At 58.2% G+C, this 20,355-nt stretch carries 19 protein-coding genes; 5 read left to right on the top strand and 14 right to left on the bottom strand.

From position 1 onward, the window contains the following. Window positions 1-44: 44 nt before the first annotated feature. From G5168_RS19895 to lrp, 13 genes are all read right to left on the bottom strand, one after another. Window positions 45-407 (bottom strand): DUF2750 domain-containing protein, encoded by a 363-nt coding sequence (locus G5168_RS19895; protein ID WP_005337077.1) that lies wholly within the window; start codon window positions 405-407, stop codon window positions 45-47. Between the two features lie 179 nt (window positions 408-586). Continuing rightward, a complete protein-coding gene (locus G5168_RS19890) occupies window positions 587-1,891 on the bottom strand; it encodes an inosine/guanosine kinase (RefSeq protein WP_216953402.1) in 1,305 nt (434 codons plus the stop codon). A 186-nt stretch (window positions 1,892-2,077) separates the two neighbouring features. Continuing rightward, window positions 2,078-2,470, bottom strand: coding sequence for an MAPEG family protein (locus G5168_RS19885; protein ID WP_421172590.1), 393 nt, complete (start codon window positions 2,468-2,470; stop codon window positions 2,078-2,080). A 34-nt stretch (window positions 2,471-2,504) separates the two neighbouring features. After that, a complete protein-coding gene (gene hemH, locus G5168_RS19880; RefSeq protein ID WP_076494673.1) occupies window positions 2,505-3,479 on the bottom strand; it encodes a ferrochelatase in 975 nt (324 codons plus the stop codon). A 96-nt stretch (window positions 3,480-3,575) separates the two neighbouring features. Continuing rightward, entirely contained in the window at window positions 3,576-4,220 is a 645-nt protein-coding gene (adk, locus tag G5168_RS19875; RefSeq protein WP_005337083.1) for an adenylate kinase, read from the bottom strand. A 303-nt stretch (window positions 4,221-4,523) separates the two neighbouring features. Next, window positions 4,524-5,282, bottom strand: coding sequence for a tRNA isopentenyl-2-thiomethyl-A-37 hydroxylase MiaE (miaE, locus tag G5168_RS19870; protein WP_227342596.1), 759 nt, complete (start codon window positions 5,280-5,282; stop codon window positions 4,524-4,526). A 205-nt stretch (window positions 5,283-5,487) separates the two neighbouring features. After that, the gene (purF, locus tag G5168_RS19865) at window positions 5,488-7,008 is read right to left on the bottom strand and encodes an amidophosphoribosyltransferase (protein WP_005351229.1); all 1,521 of its coding nucleotides are present in this window, start codon (window positions 7,006-7,008) and stop codon (window positions 5,488-5,490) included. Between the two features lie 21 nt (window positions 7,009-7,029). Next, window positions 7,030-7,518 carry a CvpA family protein gene (locus G5168_RS19860; RefSeq protein WP_033115174.1) on the bottom strand — a complete coding sequence of 163 codons (489 nt, stop codon included), beginning with the start codon at window positions 7,516-7,518 and terminating at the stop codon, window positions 7,030-7,032. 187 nt (window positions 7,519-7,705) lie between these two features. Continuing rightward, window positions 7,706-9,001 carry a serine--tRNA ligase gene (serS, locus tag G5168_RS19855; protein ID WP_421252613.1) on the bottom strand — a complete coding sequence of 432 codons (1,296 nt, stop codon included), beginning with the start codon at window positions 8,999-9,001 and terminating at the stop codon, window positions 7,706-7,708. Between the two features lie 287 nt (window positions 9,002-9,288). Next, window positions 9,289-10,626 (bottom strand): replication-associated recombination protein A, encoded by a 1,338-nt coding sequence (locus G5168_RS19850; RefSeq protein ID WP_227342595.1) that lies wholly within the window; start codon window positions 10,624-10,626, stop codon window positions 9,289-9,291. Between the two features lie 76 nt (window positions 10,627-10,702). Further along, window positions 10,703-11,311, bottom strand: coding sequence for an outer membrane lipoprotein chaperone LolA (gene lolA / locus G5168_RS19845; RefSeq protein ID WP_421252612.1), 609 nt, complete (start codon window positions 11,309-11,311; stop codon window positions 10,703-10,705). Window positions 11,312-11,391: 80 nt separating this feature from the next. Continuing rightward, on the bottom strand, window positions 11,392-13,902 hold the full coding sequence (locus G5168_RS19840; protein WP_421252611.1) for a DNA translocase FtsK 4TM domain-containing protein: 2,511 nt from the start codon (window positions 13,900-13,902) through the stop codon (window positions 11,392-11,394). Window positions 13,903-14,104: 202 nt separating this feature from the next. Next, a complete protein-coding gene (gene lrp / locus G5168_RS19835; protein WP_005300047.1) occupies window positions 14,105-14,596 on the bottom strand; it encodes a leucine-responsive transcriptional regulator Lrp in 492 nt (163 codons plus the stop codon). Window positions 14,597-14,746: 150 nt separating this feature from the next. Between lrp and ald the strand changes: the two genes are divergently transcribed. The 3 genes from ald (at window position 14,747) to G5168_RS19820 (ending at window position 18,308) form a co-directional block, all read left to right on the top strand. Next, a complete protein-coding gene (gene ald, locus G5168_RS19830) occupies window positions 14,747-15,862 on the top strand; it encodes an alanine dehydrogenase (protein WP_005337098.1) in 1,116 nt (371 codons plus the stop codon). A gap of 185 nt (window positions 15,863-16,047) precedes the next feature. Then, window positions 16,048-16,998, top strand: a complete 951-nt coding sequence (trxB, locus tag G5168_RS19825; RefSeq protein WP_019445530.1) for a thioredoxin-disulfide reductase — start codon at window positions 16,048-16,050, stop codon at window positions 16,996-16,998. Window positions 16,999-17,060: 62 nt separating this feature from the next. After that, window positions 17,061-18,308: a diguanylate cyclase gene (locus G5168_RS19820; protein ID WP_193860409.1), complete on the top strand. Its 1,248-nt coding sequence runs from the start codon at window positions 17,061-17,063 to the stop codon at window positions 18,306-18,308. 108 nt (window positions 18,309-18,416) lie between these two features. Here G5168_RS19820 and G5168_RS19815 read toward each other — a convergent pair whose 3' ends face one another. Further along, on the bottom strand, window positions 18,417-18,887 hold the full coding sequence (locus G5168_RS19815) for a glycine zipper 2TM domain-containing protein (protein ID WP_227342589.1): 471 nt from the start codon (window positions 18,885-18,887) through the stop codon (window positions 18,417-18,419). Window positions 18,888-18,906: 19 nt separating this feature from the next. On the opposite strand from G5168_RS19815, the gene aat reads away from it, so the two are divergent. Further along, a complete protein-coding gene (aat, locus tag G5168_RS19810; RefSeq protein WP_042080501.1) occupies window positions 18,907-19,614 on the top strand; it encodes a leucyl/phenylalanyl-tRNA--protein transferase in 708 nt (235 codons plus the stop codon). Beyond that, window positions 19,611-20,327 carry an arginyltransferase gene (locus G5168_RS19805; RefSeq protein ID WP_227342588.1) on the top strand — a complete coding sequence of 239 codons (717 nt, stop codon included), beginning with the start codon at window positions 19,611-19,613 and terminating at the stop codon, window positions 20,325-20,327. Before aat ends, G5168_RS19805 begins: the two co-directional genes overlap by 4 nt. Window positions 20,328-20,355 lie beyond the last annotated feature (28 nt).

Genomic DNA, 20,355 nt, shown 5'->3' with positions numbered 1-20,355 from the left:
TTGTCCCGATGGCCTGTGCGTTCATGCCATCAATGGAGGCGCTTTCAGGCGTCCAGTTCAACCAGTGCCTTGGCCAGCTCGATGGGTTCGAGCTCCTGACCTTCCAGATCGGCGTTCCAGTTCGGGCCAACCAGTACATCATCTTCATCCAGATCGTTGATCCAGATATCGAGAAACTCTTCCAGATCGATCACTTCCGGCTCGTAATCGGCCCACTCGTCAACACAGTGCAGACGAGCGTCCTCTTCGGCAGACCAGAGCGGCATCACGTCGGCATCTTCAAATTCGGCGGAGCGACAGACGACCCAGTCTTCCCCATAGCGCAGACCCCACACCTGACCCGACTCGCGGACTTGTTCGATAAACAGTTGGAAATTGGCGTCAAGGTTGTCGTTAAGCATGCTCATGGGGTTCTCTCTTTCTTTCGGGTGCTGCGGCATTGTCGGGCGACAATACGATGGCCAAATGGTGTCGCAAAAGTGACATGGACTCAAGCATATTGGGGTTATTCCGGGAAAAAAGCCGGGATAACCCCCATTTGCCTGCAAAAACGCCTCCCGATGGAGGCGCCTTGCAGATTAGGAGATCAACGCTCCCAGTAAACCTCTTCCAGGCTGTCCTCTTTCTCCGGCAAACCGCGGGAGAGACGGGGACTGCTCTGGGCCAACACCTCGTAGCTGACGCGGTTGGCGTATTTGCACACCTGGGCCAGTGAGGAGTAAGTCAGGAACTCGGAGATGTGTTTGGCGGAGTTGGGCACATTCATCCGGTGATAGGAGTTGGCCACCATGTCGTGCAGCACGGCGGAAAGCGCGCCATCCCCTGCCCCGTTGGTGTTCTTGATCTTCTCCGGGCCACCCATGTACGGGGAGATGTGGGAGTAGATCCGGGTCGGTTTGCGGCACTTGGCGCGGGCCATCGGACGGCTGAACTCATACATGTTGAACTCGGGGATGACGCCCGGCAACAGGGTATGAGTGGTCTCGCGCTTGTAGTCCTCGTCGGTGTAGCTCGCCATGTAAAGACCGATGGGGCCTGCGGTACAGAGCACCATGTCGGCCCAATCGAGCGCCTTGTCGGCCGCACCGAGCGGATCTGCGATGCCGGTCAGGGCTTCACCTTCGTCTTCGTTCATCGCCAGCACAGTCACGTTCTCGGCAATGAAGTCGCGCCACCACTGGGGGTTTTCGTCGATGACGAAACGGGTGCCCAGGGTCAGCACCACGGGAATACCGGCCTCGCGGGCATAACGCACCGCGGTCATGGCCGCCTCTTTCATCGGATCACCATCGTCACCACGCACCAGATAGGCGGTGATCACCAGGGCAGATGCCCCTTTGATCACATCCTCCGGGATGTGCTGCACATCCAGCTGGTTCATCTTGCCGGCGTTGATGCCGAAGCTGCGCTCGCCGCACTCGGTGATGAAGGTGAAGCAACGACCGATGGGGCCATCCACCGGCTGCAGATAGTCCAGATTGACGCGGGAAGAGGTGTTGCACAGATAGCGGTAGGCGTAGCAGCCGATGCGAATATCCTGACTCATCACACCCAGCAGGATGGAGTGGGAGTCGGCCAGTACCGAGTAGTTGTGTACCGTGTTGCCAATGGTGCCACCGGCAAACTCGCTCACTACCATGTTGTTGGCCTTGAGCTCGTCATAAATCCGTTCGGCTACATCGTCATTGATGACAACGGAGTGCCCCTTGCTCAGACCATAACGGGTCAGAAAGTCTTCATCCACATGGGCTTCAATATCAACCAGGGTCTGATCAATCCCGACCACGTAGGCTTTGCCCAGTTCGGTTAACAGGGGATTTTGCGGCACCAGGGGATCGCGTCTGTCGACAGGGAAGTAGTGTTTGGACTTGCGCTGACCGGGAAATTTCATGGCAATGTTCTGTGCTCTGGGGGAAAGAGGGGCGGGATTTTAACACAATCCGCCGCCCCGAAAAGTCGCCCTGTTTAAATAATGGAGTCAGTATAGACAAGGCTTGCAAGGAAAAACGTTTGCCTTTTCACCATAAAAAAACCACCCTGCCCGGGGTGGTTCCATAGCATGCAAAAGCGTCGGTTTTCAGGTGGCCGCCATGCCCTGCAACAGAGCCTGCAGCGAGAAGAGGCCGAGGGCGAGCCAGAACAGCAAGGTGCCCAGAAAACGGGGCACATTGGGGGCTTTGGGGATCTGGATGCCGATGGCATGCAGGAGGCGGCCAACCAGTAGCATGGCGCCACCGGCATGCAGCCAGAGCGCACCGGCACCGGAGAGCTCGCACAGCGCCATCAGCAGCAGGGTCAGCGGCACATACTCGGCAAAATTACCGTGGGCCCGGATCGCCGCCAGCAGCTCGGGGGCCTCCCCCTGTCCTATCATCACCCCGAACTGGGCGCGGCGTTTGACCACCCAGAAGGAGAGCCCTAGAAACAGCAGCCCAAGCAGGCCTGCGTAGATCAGCGTGATATGTACCATGACTCGACTCCTTGTTTGACTGACTGCCGGTCACTCATGCCAATTCGCGGCAGATGAGCGAGACCATCATCCTGATGTGGGCCTGATCGCTGTTGAGGGCCGGAATATATTCAAACCGCTCGCCACCGGCCTCCATGAAGATCTCCCGGTTCTGTACCTGAATTTCCTCAAGGGTTTCGAGGCAGTCGGCGGCAAAGGCGGGGCAAATTACATCGAGCCGCTTGACTCCGGCGGCCGGCAGGCCAGCAATGGTCACGTCTGTGTAGGGCTTGAGCCACTCCTCCTTGCCAAAGCGGGACTGGAAGCTGGCCGTCCACTGCCCGGCCTCCAGCCCGAGCGCCTCGGCCAGCAAGCTGGCGGTATGGCGACACTGGTGACCATAGGGGTCCCCTTCGTTCTCGTAGCGCTCGGGAATACCGTGGAACGACATCAGCAGGTGATCACCCTGACCGTGCTGCTCCCAGTGACGGCGCACACTCATGGCCAGCGCCTGAATGTATTCGGGATGGGCGTGATAATCACGAATGAGCCGCACCACCGGCAGATTGCGTTCTCTCTTCATCGCCTTGCCCCAGGCATCGAAGACCGAGGCGGTGGTACTGACCGAATATTGCGGATAGAGCGGCAACAGGATCACCCGGTTGACCCCTTTGGCCTTGAGCGCCTGCCAGCCATCATTCACTGACGGGGAACCATAGGTCATCGCCAGCTCCACCGGCACCTCAACCCCCTCCCGCTTGAGCTCCTGCTCCAGCGCAGCACGCTGCTGCTTGCTTATCACCATCAGCGGCGAGCCCTGCTCGGTCCACACCTGCTGATAGAGCTTGGCCACTTTGGGCGAGCGCGTCGGCAAGATGATGAAGTGGAGCAGCGGACACCAGAGGTAACGGGGCAGGTCCACCACACGGGGATCGTGCAGGAACTGGCTGAGGAACGCTTTGACGGCAGCGGTGGTCGGTGCGGCTGGGGTACCCAGATTGACCAGCAATATTCCGGTTTTCGTGGTCACGTTGGCTTCCTGTCTATCTGTCATTATGCAAAAAGGGCCCGACAGGGCCCTTCTCTATTTATCTGATGGCACGGGAAACAGTGCCGGCAGCAAAGATCAGCCCAGAATGGTGGCAAGCTGCTTGCTGACCAGATCAACCGGCTGAGTGCCGTCGATCTTGACGTAACGGGTGTGGCCCGCTTCCGCCTCTTTGCCGTAGAAACCGATCAGCGGCGCGGTCTGCTGATGATATACATCCAGACGCTTGCGTACTGTGGTCTCTTCGTCGTCGGCGCGGATCACCAGATCTTCACCGGTCACGTCATCCTTGCCTTCCACTTTCGGCGGGTTGAACACCACGTGGTAGGTACGGCCGGAGCCGGAGTGAACGCGACGGCCGCTCATGCGCTTGACGATCTCTTCGTCCGGCACATCGAACTCCAGCACGAAATCAACCACGACACCGGCGTCCTTCATGGCTTGCGCCTGGGGAATGGTGCGCGGGAAACCGTCCAACAGGAAGCCTTTGGCGCAGTCCGGCTGAGCGATGCGCTCTTTCACCAGACCGATGATGATGTCGTCAGAGACCAGCTGACCTGCGTCCATCACAGCTTTGGCTTTCAGACCGAGCTCGGTGCCCGCTTTGATCGCCGCACGCAGCATGTCGCCGGTGGAGATCTGGGGAATACCGTGTTTTTCCATGATGAACTGAGCCTGGGTACCTTTGCCGGCGCCCGGAGCCCCCAACAGAACAATGCGCATACACGCTCCTATTGATTGGTTATTCAAATCTTGCGAAGGCAAAAAAGTACACGGTTTCGCCCGTTTCTACAAGGGTGAGCCACCTGAATGAGCACTTTATCACCACAATAACCGGCTGTTCGAACAGGATTTCATCGCAAGGGGAAGACGCAAAAATAGCCAGGGATTCAGCATAGAGCGCCAAAAGCAGGAAGGAGGTACGACAGAAAAAAAGATCCCGGCTCAGGGCCGGGAATTGCGCTCAAAAGTAACTACTTGTCGCTCGTAGTAGGAACAGGGCAATAGTAGTTTGCCCCCTGTGCGTCAACAACTGTCAGAAGTGACAGGGAGACCGCTATGAAACCGGAACTGGGGATCCGGCGAGCAGATTAGCTCGGCTTCCTGCTTGCCAAAGAAGGCCACCCGCTCGCTGATATCCTCCCCTGCGTACTGTTCGGCCAGGCTCAGGTAATCCTGATAGTGACGCGCTTCGGAGCGCAGCAAAGAGACGTAGAAGCGGCTCAGCTCTTCGTCCAGATGGGGCGCCAGCTTGGCAAACCGCTCGCAGGAGCGGGCCTCGATATAGGCGCCGATGATCATCTTGTCGACTATGGTGGCCGGTTCATGGGTGCGCACATGCTGCATCAACTGGCGGGCATAGCGGGAGGCCGTCACCGGCCCGTATTCGATGCCGCGGGCCTGCATGATCTCCAGCACCTGCTCGAAGTGATGCAGCTCCTCCTGTATGAGCCGCACCATGGGAAACAGCAGCGGATTGCGTTCCAGCTCGGAAAAGACGGTGCGATCAGACTCCCCCATGCTGCGTTTGCCCAGGATCTCGGCCTTCTCCGGAATGGCATCCAGCTCGCGATAGAACTCCAGCTTGGGCAGCAGATGGCGCTTGCCCTTGGGCAGGCAGTAGCGACGCACCAGACTGTGGGCAGTGAGTGCGGCCTTGGTCTCGCAGTTGGCGTGATCGATGAGCAGGGTCGGTAAACGGGCCGGATCCCGCGCCATCTCTACCCACTCATCCGGGGTCTCGCACTGCAAAAACTGGCGCACTGGGGCTAGCAGATCATCCATCTGAACTCTCGTCTCTTAAAAGCGTATCGATCATATATGTTGCCGCCTATGCTAGCGGATCCCGCTGGCCATGCCCATATCCGGCAAGATAAACGGATGTTTTTCAAACAGATACACCCTACCCCTTCTGGCGGTGCGAGGTAGAAACGACAATGGGGGCCACTGGCCCCCATCTCGCTATCCCATCCGGCAAAACCGCAAACGTTTAACTGCCTTCGTTAAAAATTTCCAGATTGCTGGTGCCTTCCTGCCACTCACGCACCGCTTTGGTGTCATCGTTGCGCAGGGCGTTGAGGTGATCCAGATAGGACTGGTCCACGTCGGAGGTGACGTAGTGACCATTGAAGACTGAGGTCTCGAAGTGACGCAGATCCGGGTTGATCTCCCGCACGGCGGCTTCCAGATCTTCCAGATCCTGGAAAATCAGGCCGTCAGCGCCAATCAGCTTGCACACCTCTTCCACTTCGCGGCCATGGGCGATCAGCTCGTTGGCGGTGGGCATGTCGATGCCGTAGACGTTGGGGAAACGAATTTCCGGCGCCGCCGAGGCGAAGTAGACCTTGGCAGCCCCTGCTTCACGGGCCATCTGGATGATCTGCTCGGACGTGGTACCGCGCACTATGCTGTCATCCACCAGCAACACCTTTTTGCCCTTGAATTCGGAGCTGATGGCGTTGAGTTTGCGACGCACCGACTTCTTGCGCTGGGTCTGGCCTGGCATGATAAAGGTACGGCCGATATAGCGGTTCTTCACGAAGCCCTGACGGTATGGCAGATCCAGGGTGTGGGCGATCTCCAGCGCCACGTCACAGGAGGTCTCGGGGATAGGGATAACCACATCGACGTCGAGATCTTCCCACTCGCGGGCAATCTTCTGACCCAGCTTGCGACCCATGTTGAGGCGGGCGGCGTAGACCGAGACCTTGTCGATGCACGAATCGGGACGGGCGAAATAGACGTATTCGAAGATGCAGGAGCTCATCTGCGGGTTTTCCGCACACTGCTCGGAGAAGAGCTGGCCCTGCTCGGTGATGTAGATGGCTTCACCCGGCGCAATATCCCGCACCGTCTCGAAACCGATGGCGTCGAGTGCCACGCTCTCGGAGGCAAGCATGTACTCCACCTGGCCCTGCTCGTCCTGACGACGACCGAGGATCAGCGGGCGAATGCCGTTGGGATCGCGAAAACCGATGAGACCATGACCAATCACTAGTGAAACCACCGCATAAGCGCCGCGGATCTGCTGATGGGTTCTGCGCACCGCGGCGAAGATATCTTCGGGGCGCAGGGCCATCTTGTCACAACGATCCAGCTCGTGGGCCAGCACGTTCAGCAACACTTCCGAATCGGAGGTGGTGTTGATGTGACGACGGGCGACCTTGAACTGCTGCTCCTTGAGCTCCTTGGCGTTGGTGAGGTTGCCGTTATGGGCCAGCACCATGCCGTAGGGCGAGTTCACATAAAAAGGTTGGGCTTCAGCGGCACTTGAGCTACCTGCGGTGGGATATCTGACATGACCTATGCCGATGTTCCCTTGCAAACGCTGCATGTGGCGCACTTCAAACACGTCCTTCACCAGGCCATTGGCCTTGCGTTGCCGGAAGTTTCCACTATCAATGGTCACGATCCCGGCGGCATCCTGTCCCCTGTGCTGCAACACCGTCAAGGCGTCGTAGAGGGCCTGATTGACGGGGGTGGTGCCAACTATACCGACAATACCACACATGTCTTTGCTACCTCGAAGTCACTATACCTGTTTAAGAAAACTGGATGAGTTCAGCATGAACCCGAAAAACCACTGGATCACCGGCTTGAACTCCGGCACCAGCTTGGATGCCGCCCACCAGTCGCTCTGGGAGAGGCTGGTGAAGGTATCCATGAAAAAAAGCAGGGCACTGACGATCAGTACCCCGCGAATTGCGCCGAAGCAGACTCCAAGCACCCGATCGGTACCGGAGAGCCCCGTCTTGTCCACCAGCAGACCCACCACGTAGTTCACCACGCTGCCCAGGATCAGGGTTGCCACGAACAGGGCCGCGATGGCCAGACCGTTGCGCACCAGCGCATCGGAGAAAGAGGTAAAATAGGCGGCGAGATCAGGATAGAAGTGGCTGGCAATAAAGAAGGCAACGAACCAGGTGACGAGAGACATGGCCTCTTTGACGAAGCCGCGCACCAGGCTGATGAGTGCAGAAAAACCGACGATGCCGATGATGGCGTAATCAATCCAGACCATAGAAAAAGATGTCCTGCGAAATTGCGGCGCAGTCTAACAAAAACGATTGCGCAATGCTTGATAAAATTGTGTTACATGTTCAAAGAGGCGCCGGAAACGCAGATTTATTCACGATAAAAACGGTTGAGCGGCGCCAGAATGCACAACGCCATGGCATGGCCATGGCGTTGTCGTCTGCAACGAGCGCTTACCCGATGTGGGTCAGGCCGCCCATGTAGGATTGCAGCGCAGCCGGGATGGCGATACGGCCATCTGCCTGCTGGTAGTTCTCCATCACGGCGACCAGAGTACGGCCTACAGCCAGACCGGAGCCATTCAGGGTGTGAATGAGCTGCGGCTTGCCATCGACACGCACGCGAGCCTGCATGCGGCGCGCCTGGAAGTCGGTGCAGTTGGAGACGGAAGAGATCTCGCGGTAAGTGTTCTGGGCCGGCAGCCACACTTCCAGATCGTAAGTCTTGGCCGCGCAGAAGCCCATGTCACCGGTAGAGAGCGCCATCACGCGATATGGCAGCTCCAGCAGTTGCAGCACCTTCTCGGCGTGACCCACCATCTCTTCAAGCGCTTCCCAGGATTTCTCCGGGTGAACCAGCTGCACCATTTCGACCTTGTCGAACTGGTGCATACGGATGAGGCCACGGGTATCGCGACCGTAAGAGCCCGCTTCGGAACGGAAGCAGGGGCTGTGAGCGGTCATCTTGATCGGCAGCTCCTGCTCGTCGAAGATCTCGTCGCGCGCCATGTTGGTAAGCGGTACTTCGGAAGTCGGGATCAGGGAGAACTTGCGCACCTTGCCCTCTTCTTCCCCTTCGCCGTCAATACCGGTATTGAACAGATCCTGGGAAAACTTCGGCAGCTGGCCGGTACCGTACAGGCTGTCCGGGTTGACCAGATAAGGTACGTAGCACTCGGTGTAACCGTGTTGCAGGGTGTGCAGATCCAGCATGAACTGGGCCAGGGCGCGGTGCAGACGGGCAATCTGGCCCTTCATCACCACGAAACGGGAACCGGAGAGCTTGACGCCGTTCTTGAAATCGACGCCCTTGGCCGCTTCACCCAGATCGATATGATCCCGTACCGGGAAGTCGAAGTGACGCGGGGTACCCCAGCGACGCACTTCCACGTTGTCGTTTTCGTCACGACCAACAGGGGTAGTTTCGCTCGGCAGGTTGGGGATGGCATCGGCAATGGTTTTCAGCTGGGCCAGCAGGGCATCCAGCTCAACCTTGCTGGTCTCCAGCTCGTCGTTGATCTTGGTCACTTCAGCCTTGAGCGGGGCAACATCTTCACCGCGACGGGCAGCCTCACCGATGGACTTGGAGCGGGCGTTGCGCTCGGCCTGCAGCTCCTGGGTACGGGACTGCAGATCCTTGCGCTTCTCTTCCAGAGCATTGACAGCCGCTACGTCCAGAACGTAGCCACGTGTCGCCAGACGAGCGGCAGCTTCATCGATGTCGCTGCGCAGATATTTGGGATCCAGCATGGGTTACCTACTTTTTTAATAAGGGATCTGGGCCTGAGTCATCATGACGGGCTAAAAAACAGATCCGGAAGTTAACATCGGTTGGCCCCCGTCGCCTTGAGAGTCAGGCCTTCGAAATCAAGAAGATGGTATCAGGCCGAAACCAACGGGGTCAGAGGGGCAGTGTAGCAGACCGCCCCCCTGCCCGAACAGGGACTATTTGGGTCGTTTTTGCCGACTTGTGCGGTCAAACACCCCAATTATTCCGGTACTTGACCAATTTTCATTCTGCTGACAAACAAGCGGGGCTATCGGCCCCGTTTTTGCGAGCTCTGTCGATCCAGCTCTTGGAGATAATCGAGCTTCTGGCCGATCTGCTTTTCAAGGCCACGATCGGTAGGCTGATAGTACTGCTTGCCGGCAAGCTCGGGGGGAAAATACTCCTCCCCCGCGGCATAGGCGCCCGGCTCGTCATGGGCATAGCGATACTCGGCACCATAGCCCAGATCGCTCATCAGCCGGGTCGGCGCATTGCGCAGGTGCACCGGCACCTCGAAGTCAGGGAGGTTTTTGGCATCATTGAGCGCTGCCTTCCAGGCGGTGTAGACCGCATTGCTCTTGGGGGCACAGGCGAGATAGACGATCGCCTGGGCGATAGCCCGCTCCCCTTCCGCCGGCCCGATGCGGTGGAAACAATCCCAGGCAGATAGCGCCACCTGCATGGCACGGGGATCGGCATTGCCCACATCTTCCGAGGCGATGGCCAGCAAGCGGCGGGCAATGTAGAGGGGATCGCAGCCGGCACTCACCATGCGGGCATACCAGTAGAGTGCCGCATCCGGTGCCGAGCCGCGGATAGATTTATGCACCGCCGAGATGAGGTCGTAGAAGTGATCCCCCCCCTTGTCGAAGCGGGCCACATGTTCCCCCGCTACGGCGGCAAGCAGCGCGCTGTCGATCACCCTCGCCCCTGTGCTGTCGGTTTCGGCCATGTCGGCCAACAGCTCCAAATAGTTGAGGGATTTACGCCCGTCCCCATCCACCGCCTTGGCCAGCGCCTCCTTCACCCCGGGGGCAAAGGTGAGCACCGGATCATTGAGACCACGGGGATCGGTCATCGCCTGATCGAGCATGGCGAGGATGTCGCTCTCCTCAAGTCGCTTGAGCAGATAGACCCGAGCACGGGAGAGCAGCGCGTTGTTGAGTTCGAACGAGGGGTTTTCGGTGGTGGCACCGATAAAGGTGATGGTGCCATCTTCGATATGAGGCAGGAACACATCCTGCTGACTCTTGTTGAAGCGGTGCACTTCATCCACGAAGAGGATGGTGCGCACCCCGCGCCAGCTGTTCTCTTTGGCCTTGTCGATGGCGGCGCGGATCTCCTTGATGCCTGAGGTCACTGCCGAGAGTCGCTCCACTTCCGCCTGACAGTAGTGAGCCACCAGCTCCGCCAGCGTGGTTTTACCGGTACCGGGTGGCCCCCACAGGATCATGGAGTGGCAGTGACCCGCCAGGATCGCTTTGCGCAGGGGCTTGTCAGCCCCCAGGATATGTTGCTGACCGATATACTGGTCGAGGTTTTGCGGCCGCATCCGGGCCGCCAGCGGACGAAAGTCCGATGAGAAATCCAGCGACAAGTTGCTCATCTGTATTGACCACCCAGCGTCACGCCACTCGCCTTTGACTGGCGCAGTGGCAAGCAATCCAACGACCGCTTGCTCATTAGCGCTGGTCGTCCAGCTCGACCCCCTTCGGGATCTTGAAGACAAATTCGTTACCCTTGAGCACCGGCTTGCGGTTGAAGCTATTGAGGGTAAATTCGGTCCACTGCCCCTGCGCCTCTTTTACATCAAAACGACTGATATTGTTTTCGCGATCGAAGGTGACGCGGAAGGAGGCTATAAGCTCGCTCGGATCCCTGCTGGTGACGGTGTAGACATCCCCCTGCTGGGTCACGTCGTAGCGCTTCCACAGCTTTTCGTCATTGCCAGTGATCAGCACGAAGGGGGTATTGAGCACCGCATCCTTCAATTTAAGGGCTGTCACCTGCTCGACGAAGGGGTCATATACCCAGACATCCTTGCCATCAGCCACGATAAGGTTCTCGTCAGGCGAGGTGGTATGCCAGTTGAAATGGTTGGGGCGTTGCACCAGCAGATCGCCGCTGGCGCGCTGCAACTCCTTGCCCTTGCTGTCGTAGACAGTCTGGGAAAACTTGGCAGAGAAGAGGCTGACACTAGCCAGCTTCTGCTTGAGATCGCTGGCCGCATCGGCCCACACCTGGCTGCTGGCTATCAGCAGCACGGTACCCATCAACAGTTGTTTTTTCATCACGCTCTTCATAAAGACGCTCTCGATAAAAGGCCATGCCCGCGAAGGGCATGGCCAAGGATAGTATGAAACGGTGAGTCTTAGTCCCGCACTGGCGGCGGTGCCAGCACGTCGCGTTGACCATTGCCACCCGGGGCGCTGACGATGCCCTGATTCTCCATTTGCTCGATAAGACGAGCCGCCCGGTTGTAACCAATCTTGAACTTGCGCTGCACACTGGAGGTAGAACCACGACGGGACTCCACCACGAAGGCGACCGCTTCGTCGAACAGGGGATCGAGCTCTTCATCGTCACTACCGCCATATTCGCCGCTGCCGCCGTCACCGCCAGATTCGCCGGAGAGGATCTCCTCGATGTAGTTCGGCTCGCCACGCAGTTTCCAGTCCGCCACAACCTTGTGTACCTCGTGGTCATCGACGAACGCACCGTGTACCCGGGTCGGGTTGGAGGTACCGGCCGGCATGTAGAGCATGTCGCCCATACCGAGCAGAGATTCAGCACCGCCCTGATCGATGATGGTGCGCGAGTCGATCTTGCTCGATACCTGGAACGAGATCCGGGTCGGAATGTTGGCCTTGATAAGACCGGTAATGACATCCACCGACGGACGCTGGGTCGCCAGAATGAGGTGAATACCGGCGGCCCGCGCCTTCTGGGCGATACGGGCGATCAGCTCTTCCACCTTCTTGCCGACGATCATCATCATGTCGGCAAATTCATCCACCACCACCACGATGTGGGGCAGTTTCTCCAGCTCCGGTGGCATCTGATCCATGGAGTCACCCGGGCGCCACAACGGATCCAGCAGGGGTTCCCCCTCCTCGATGGCGGCCAAGACCTTGTCGTTGTAGCCCTTGAGGTTGCGCACCCCGACTGCCGACATCAGCTTGTAACGGCGTTCCATCTCGCCCACACACCAGCGCAGGGCGTTGGCGGCGTCCTTCATGTCGGTCACCACCTCGGTCAGCAGATGGGGGATCCCTTCGTAAACCGAGAGTTCCAGCATCTTGGGGTCGATCATGATAAAGCGCAGGTCATCGGGGGATGACTTGTAGAGCATCGAGATGATCATGGTGTTGACCCCTACCGACTTACCGGACCCCGTAGTACCGGCCACCAGCAGGTGCGGCATCTTGGCCAGGTTCACCACCACCGGCTCACCGGCGATGTCCTGACCCAGGCCCATGGTGAGCGGGTTGCGGCTATCGCGGAACGCATCGCAGTCGAGGGTTTCGCGCAGGTAAACGGTCTGGCGCACCCGGTTGGGCAGCTCAATGCCGACATAGGTCTTGCCCGGGATCACCTCGACCACCCGCACGCTGCTGGCCGACAGAGAGCGGGCCAGATCGCGCGAGAGATTGGTGATCTTGCTCGCCTTCATGCCCGGCGCCAGATCAAGCTCGAAACGGGTGATGACAGGGCCCGGATAGACACCGACCACCTTGGCCTGCACGTTGTAGTCGGCAAGTTTGGCTTCCACCAGACGGCCCATACGCTCCAGCTCATCCTTGCTCATCATCTGGGTCTTGGCCGGTGGACGGTCGAGCAGCTCGATACTCGGCAACGGCGGCAGCGTAGATTGTGGACGACGCTTGGGCTTGGTTGGTGCGACGGCTACCGGCGCGGCGACCTCGTCGTCCCCTTCGGCCCAGGGCAGATCCAGATCGTCATCATCATCGGCCACAGCCAGTACCGGCTGACGGCGCCCATTGGCAGCCGCCACCGCACGTTTCGGTTTGGCAGCCGGAGCTGGCTCGTCATCCTCATCATCAAACTTGGGATCGAACTCGAAGGTATCGTCGTCGAGTTCGGGCAGCCACTCTTCGGCGGCAGCCTTCTGGTTCTTGGCCTTGGGCTTGCGAGTCCAGCTGGTGTGCGGCTCATCTTCCTCATCATCAAACGCGATGGCCCCTACCCCGCCTTCCAGCAAGGGATCCGGCCCCTCGTTGCGGGGTTGACGCCAGCCACCGGTGAGCCAGCGGCCTAGGGTGGTCGGGAAGTGGTAAACAGCGCTGACCGAACCGGTACAGGCCGCGCCGATCTGCTCCACGATGGTGAGCCAGGACCAGCCGGTAAACAGGGTGATGCCGGTTGCCACGAAGCAGAGCAGCATCAGGTTGGCCCCGACGCCGCCAAACAGCGGCACCACTGCAGAAGCGATCACATCCCCCACCAGACCTCCGGCGGAGAAGTTCTGCATATCGTTGAAGTTCATGCTGGCAATGGCCGACATGCCGAGCACGGTCAGGATAAAGCCGATGATCCGCACCCCCAGGGTGAGGTAATCCACATCGAGCAGACGGCTCGGGCGCCAGAACAGACTCCAGCCCAGCAGCACCACCAGCGGCGGCACCAGATAGGAGAAGGCACCAAAGGTAAACATGGTGATATCGGCGAGCCAGGCACCGGCACTACCGGCGAGGTTCTTCACCTCCCCTTGCCAGGAGGTCTGGGACCAGCCGGGATCAGCGGGATGATAGGACAACAGGGCAAGCAGAAGATAAGCAGCCATCAGGGTGATGGCGATCAAGACGGCTTCGAAGATCCGTTGTGTACCTGATAAAGGAGTAAACAGCTTTTTATCGGCCAAACTCCGGCTCCTTTCTGAAAACATGTAATGCAGGAAATAAGGGGGCCTAGTATCCCCGAAAAGCCCATCGATTGTCAGCCAGAGCCTGATGGGACGGGGCCATATTTGCAATTATCTTTACAAGAAGAAACGAGCGGACCGGCCGCTCGTTTCTGACTGTCATGGTGTCTCATATGGAAAAGATACCACGGCATAACCTGCTTTATCGGGTGCTGATCACCAGACGACTGCTCTGCTTGACCTCTTCCATCACCACGTAGGTGCGGGTGTCATTGACACCGGGCAGACGCAGCAGGGTTTCCCCCAACAGACGGCGGTAAGCCGACATGTCGCTGACTCGGGTCTTGAGCAGATAGTCGAAGTCACCGGAAACCAGATGACACTCCTGGATCTCTTCGAGCACCTGAACAGCCTTGTTGAACTGTTCAAACACATCAGGCGCCCCGCGATTGAGGGTTATCTCTACAAACACCAGCAGAGATGCGTCCAGATAATGAGGGTTCAGAATAGCGGCATATCCTTCGATATAACCTTGTCGCTCGAGGCGACGAACCCGTTCCAGACACGGTGTAGGACTCAGGCCAACTCGCTTGGACAACTCAACATTCGAAATCCTGCCATCCTTTTGCAGTTCATTAAGAATGTTGCGGTCAATCCTGTCCAAATCCTTTAGCCGACTCTTAGCTTCCATCATTTTATTCCATCCTTTGGCTATTTTTTGGTAAGAATCACCAGTCATTTTATAATTATGGTCACAAATCCTGTCAATACCTGAATATACTAGGCGCAAATGTTGGTTAACATTTTGGCAACATGAAACACCAATCTATAGACGAGGGATAGCATGATTATCGGTGTACCTAAAGAGATAAAAAACCATGAATACCGCGTAGGCATGGTTCCGGCCAGTGTACGTGAACTGACAGCACGAAACCATACTGTTTTCGTCCAAAGCGGTGCCGGAAACGGCATTGGCTTCAGCGATGCAGATTATATCGCTGTTGGAGCCGAAATTTTGGCCTCTGCAGCAGAGGTTTTCGCCAAAGCCGAGATGATCGTCAAGGTCAAGGAACCTCAGCCTGTCGAATGTGCCATGCTGCGTCCGGGTCAGACCCTGTTCACCTATCTGCATCTGGCGCCAGACTTGCCCCAGACCGAAGCCCTGCTGAAAAGCGGCGCCATCTGTATCGCCTATGAAACCGTCACCGACGGCCGTGGGGGCCTGCCCCTGCTGGCCCCCATGTCGGAAGTGGCCGGACGCATGTCTATTCAGGCGGGTGCCCAGGCGCTGGAAAAATCGCGCGGTGGGAGCGGTGTTCTGCTTGGCGGCGTACCCGGTGTCGAACCGGCCAAGGTGGTGATCATCGGTGGCGGCGTGGTCGGCTCCAATGCGGCCCGCATGGCCATTGGCCTGCGCGCGGATGTGACCATCCTCGACAACAACGTCGATACCCTGCGCCGTCTCGATAACGAGTTCCAGGGAGCGGCCAAGGTGGTCTACTCCAACAGCGAGACGCTGGAGCGCCATCTGCTGGCGGCCGATCTGGTCATCGGCGGCGTGCTGGTACCGGGTGCCACTGCGCCAAAACTTGTCCGCCGTGACCACATTGCGCGCATGAAGCCGGGTTCTGCCATCGTCGATGTGGCCATCGATCAGGGCGGCTGTGTGGAAACCTCCCACGCCACCACCCACCAGGATCCGACCTATATCGTCGATGAGGTGGTGCACTACTGTGTCGCCAACATGCCGGGGGCGGTGGCCCGCACCTCGACCGTGGCGCTCAACAATGCCACCCTCCCCTTTATTATCAAGCTGGCCCAGCAAGGGTATCGTCAGGCACTGCTGAGCGACCCCAACCTGTTGCACGGGCTCAACGTGATGGAGGGCAAGCTCACCTGCAAGGAAGTGGCCGTGGCACATGGCCTTGCCTACACGGATCCCCTGACCCTGCTGAACTGATCTGCTCTGGCCTGCGCCAGTTGGAGATGAGTGAAAATCCGCCCGCGATGGGCGGTTTTTTTATTCCTTTATTTTGCATGTCACCCCTTGTGAACACGATTAGTGCAATCGACTCACCAGCCTTTGACCCCGGATCACGAATTACCTACAATCGCGCAAACTCATCACATCCCGGAAATGACATCATGAGCCAAGTCACTCACAGCAAATTGCTGATCTTAGGGTCAGGCCCGGCCGGTTACACCGCGGCCGTCTATGCCGCCCGCGCCAACCTCAATCCCCTGCTCATCACCGGCATGCAGCAAGGGGGTCAGCTGACCACCACCACCGAAGTGGAAAACTGGCCAGGTGATCCGGAAGGCCTGACCGGCCCGGCCCTGATGGAACGCATGAAAGAGCATGCGGAGAAGTTCGATACCCGCATCCTGTTTGATCACATCAACAGTGTCGAACTGACTCAGCGCCCGTTCCGCCTCAAAGGGGACAACGGCGAATACACCTGCGATGCCCTGATCATTGCGACCGGCGCCTCCGCCAAGTATCTGGGCCTGCCCTCCGAAGAGGCCTTCAAAGGGCGCGGCGTCTCTGCCTGTGCCACCTGTGACGGTTTCTTCTACCGCAATCAGGAAGTGGCGGTGATCGGCGGTGGCAACACCGCAGTTGAAGAAGCCTTGTATCTGGCCAACATCGCCAAGAAGGTGCACCTGATCCACCGCCGCGACGAATTCCGTGCCGAGAAGATCCTGATCAAGCGTCTGCACGACAAGGTTGCGAGCGGCAACATCGTGCTGCACACCCACCAGACCCTGGACGAAGTGCTGGGTGATCAGATGGGGGTCACCGGTGTGCGCCTGCGCAACACTCAGGACAACAGCACCAGCGAGCTACCGCTGATGGGCGTCTTCATCGCCATCGGCCACCAGCCCAATACCCAGATCTTCGATGGCCAGCTTGAGATGCAAAACGGCTATCTGAAGGTACGTGGCGGCCTCGACGGTTTTGCCACCCAGACCAGCATTGAAGGAGTCTTCGCTGCTGGCGATGTGGCCGATCACAACTACCGTCAGGCGATCACCTCTGCCGGTACCGGCTGCATGGCAGCCCTCGATGCCGAACGCTACCTCGACGCGCAATAAACAAGCGCAGTTGTGATATAAGGCATACCAGTCGGTATGCCTTTTTTATTTAAAGGAGTCTAATGAAACAGAAGATATTGATTGTCGAAGATAGCCTGACCATCCGCCGTATGCTGACTCAGGCCATTGCCCAGCAGACAGGCCTCGAGATCGATGCCTTCGATACCCTCGAAGGCGCCCGTCACTGTCGGGGCGAGGAGTATGTGGTCGCGCTGGTGGACTTAACCTTGCCGGATGCGCCCCGTGGCGAAGCGGTCAACGAGCTGCTGGCTCGAGGTTTGCCGGTGGTGATCCTCACTGCCGACATCAGCGAGGATAAACGTGCCGCCTGGCTGGAAACCGGCGTGTTGGACTATGTGATGAAGGATTCCCGCCACTCGCTGCAATATGCAGTCAGTCTGGTGCACCGCCTCTATCTCAACCAGTCGATCGAAGTGCTGGTAGTCGACGACTCACGCACCTCCCGTCACCGCACCATGGCCCAGTTGCGCAAGCAGTTGTTGCAGGTGCATGAGGCCAGTCATGCCCGTGAAGCGATGGCGATGCTGGAGCAACACCCGGACATCCGGCTGGCACTGGTCGACTACTATATGCCGGATATCGATGGCATCAGTCTGGTGCGGATGCTGAGAGAGCGTTACAGCAAGCAGCAGCTCGCGATTATCGGGATCTCGGTCTCGGACAAGCGCGGTCTCTCTGCTCGCTACCTCAAGCAAGGCGCCAACGACTTTCTCAACCAGCCGTTCGAGCCGGAAGAGCTGCAGTGTCGGGTCAGCCACAATCTGGAAGCGCTCGAGCAGTTCAACAGCATTCAGGAGTCAGCCAATCGTGATTACCTGACCGGTCTCTACAACCGGCGCTACTGGTTCAACGAAGGGCAAAAATGGTTTGAAGAGCATCAGCGCCAACAGACGCCTCTTGCACTCTGTGTGCTCGATGTGGATCACTTCAAGCAGGTCAACGATCACTGGGGCCATGCCATCGGCGATCAACTGCTCTGCCATCTGACCCGGCTACTGACCCAGTTCTTCCCCGATGCCATGATCGCCCGGTTTGGCGGAGAGGAGTTTGCCATGATGGTGCCTCACTGTACCGTCCCCGTGTTGATCAAGCGTCTTGAAGGGCTGCGTCAGCAGCTGCGCCAGCAACCCTTGTCACCGGAAAACCCGCTCTTTGTTCGCGCCAGTTACGGCGTGATCAGCGTCGGGCGGATATCCATGGACGAGGCGCTGAGCGTAGCGGATCGGCTGCTCTATCAGGCAAAGAACACCGGTCGCGATAAGATAGTCTCTCAAGAGACAGCTATCTGAATCCTCAGGGCATCAGTCCCGTGTATTACCGCCCGACAGACTTTCCGACAGGAGAGTCTGCGGGTTCCTTCCCTGCCACAGTCTCCCCATCACCATGACTATCGAAAGTCAGTAAGTCTTGTCGACTCGCACCCCATCATCGAAGTAGAGAATGCGCACCTTGTCCCCATTGGCAAAGACCATGGCGGGATCATAATCCTGGATCACGTTGATAAGGGCATTTTGCTCGTTGCGGATCAGCAGCTCCACCAACTTGTTTTCCACCACGGTTCCCTCGGACTGGTATTGCTGCGCAGCCGCAGCACCTGCGAGCGCGCCGACGGCGGTGGCGATTTCACGGCCATGACCGCCACCAAACTGGTTCCCCAGCAGGCCGCCCAACACAGCCCCCCCCAGCGTCTTCCAGCCAGAGTGCTCTGACTCCAGGATCTGGCGCTGGGTAATATTGCGCACCGTTTCGACCTGACCAAACACCACCAGATTGACCGGCCGCGCGGTATTGCGCTGGTAGACCTCCGCCCCGGCGGGCGCCGTGACAAAGCAGAGCAAGCTGGATACTATCAGGATAATGGCCTTCATCTATGAACCTCGTTGCCTTATGTCTCGCTATCTTACCCAACTGGATGATGAGCTTTGCTGGTTTCCCGACCCCAGCCATGCGCTGGAAGAGCCCAACGGCTTGCTGGCGATCGGCGGAGATCTCTCCCCTGCCAGATTGCTGGCAGCTTACCACAAGGGGATCTTCCCGTGGAATGAACCCCACCAGCCGACCCTGTGGTGGTCACCGGACCCCCGCGGAGTGATCCGCCCAGACCAACTCCATGTGGGACGGACACTGCAGAAGATTATCCGCCGTACCCCATTCGATATTTCCGTCAATCGCGCCTTTAATGAAGTCATTACCGCCTGCGCCGCCCCTCGTCGCACTGCCGATGGCACCTGGATCAGCCAACCCATGATCGAGGCCTACCAGCAGTTGCACCGGCTGGGTCATGCCCACTCTATCGAGATCTGGCAGGAGGGAGAGCTGCAAGCGGGACTGTATGGCCTCTCTATCGGCCGACTGTTTTGCGGTGAATCCATGTTCAGCCGGATTGATAACGGCGCCAAACTTGCCATGGTGGCACTCTGTCGCCACTTCGCCCGCCATCACGGCGCCCTCATCGATTGCCAGATGCAGAACCCGTTTCTGGCGACCCTGGGTATCGAGGAGTGGCCAAGGGCCCGTTTTCTGGCAGAGCTGGCGCGCCTTGGCCATCAACCACTGTTGGCTTCCTGCTGGCAAGAGGGGGAGATCAGCTTATGACTGAAGAAGTGATCCTCAAAGTAGGGCTGACTCCCAAGCATCCCTGCAGTTATCTGGATCATGAACAGGAGCAGTTGCTGGTGCTCATGGATCACAATCTGCTCAACGCCAACGGTTACGAGCGATTGTTGACTGCCGGTTTTCGCCGCAGTGGCAACGACATCTATCGCCCCCACTGCCCGGCGTGCCATGCCTGCCAGTCCCTTCGTATTCACAGCGAACGCTTTCGTCCCAGCCGCGGCCAGAAGCGGATCCGCCAGCTCAACAGGGATATCGAGATCGTCCTGAGCTACGATGACAAGCCCGAGTATTACCTGCTCTACGAACGCTATATCCGCGAACGCCATCACGATGGCAGCATGTATCCCCCCAACCGCAGCCAGTATCGCGGGTTTCTCCATTGTGACTGGATGCCGCCGCTCTACCTGGAGATGCGCAAAGATGGCCACCTGATCGGTGTCGCCACCACAGACCTGCTGCCCCACTCCTTGAGTGCCATGTACACCTTCTTCGATCCGGATTATGCCGATCGCTCCCTGGGCACCTTTGCCATCCTCTGCCAGCTCGATCTGGCCAGGAGAACCGGGCGAAGCTGGCTCTATCTTGGCTATCTGGTAGAGGCGTGTCGCAAGATGAATTACAAACGCAATTACCTCCCTCACGAGCTGTTAATTCAGGGGGAATGGAAAAATATCGACACCAAGCCCGAGTAAACTTTACACATAGCCTTAAATCCGGCAT

It is taken from the genome of Aeromonas sp. 600724 (assembly GCF_049175135.1).
Taxonomy (GTDB): domain Bacteria; phylum Pseudomonadota; class Gammaproteobacteria; order Enterobacterales; family Aeromonadaceae; genus Aeromonas; species Aeromonas veronii_A.
Note: the sequence above shows the minus strand (reverse complement) of the source record. Positions and strands in the feature narration are given on the sequence as shown.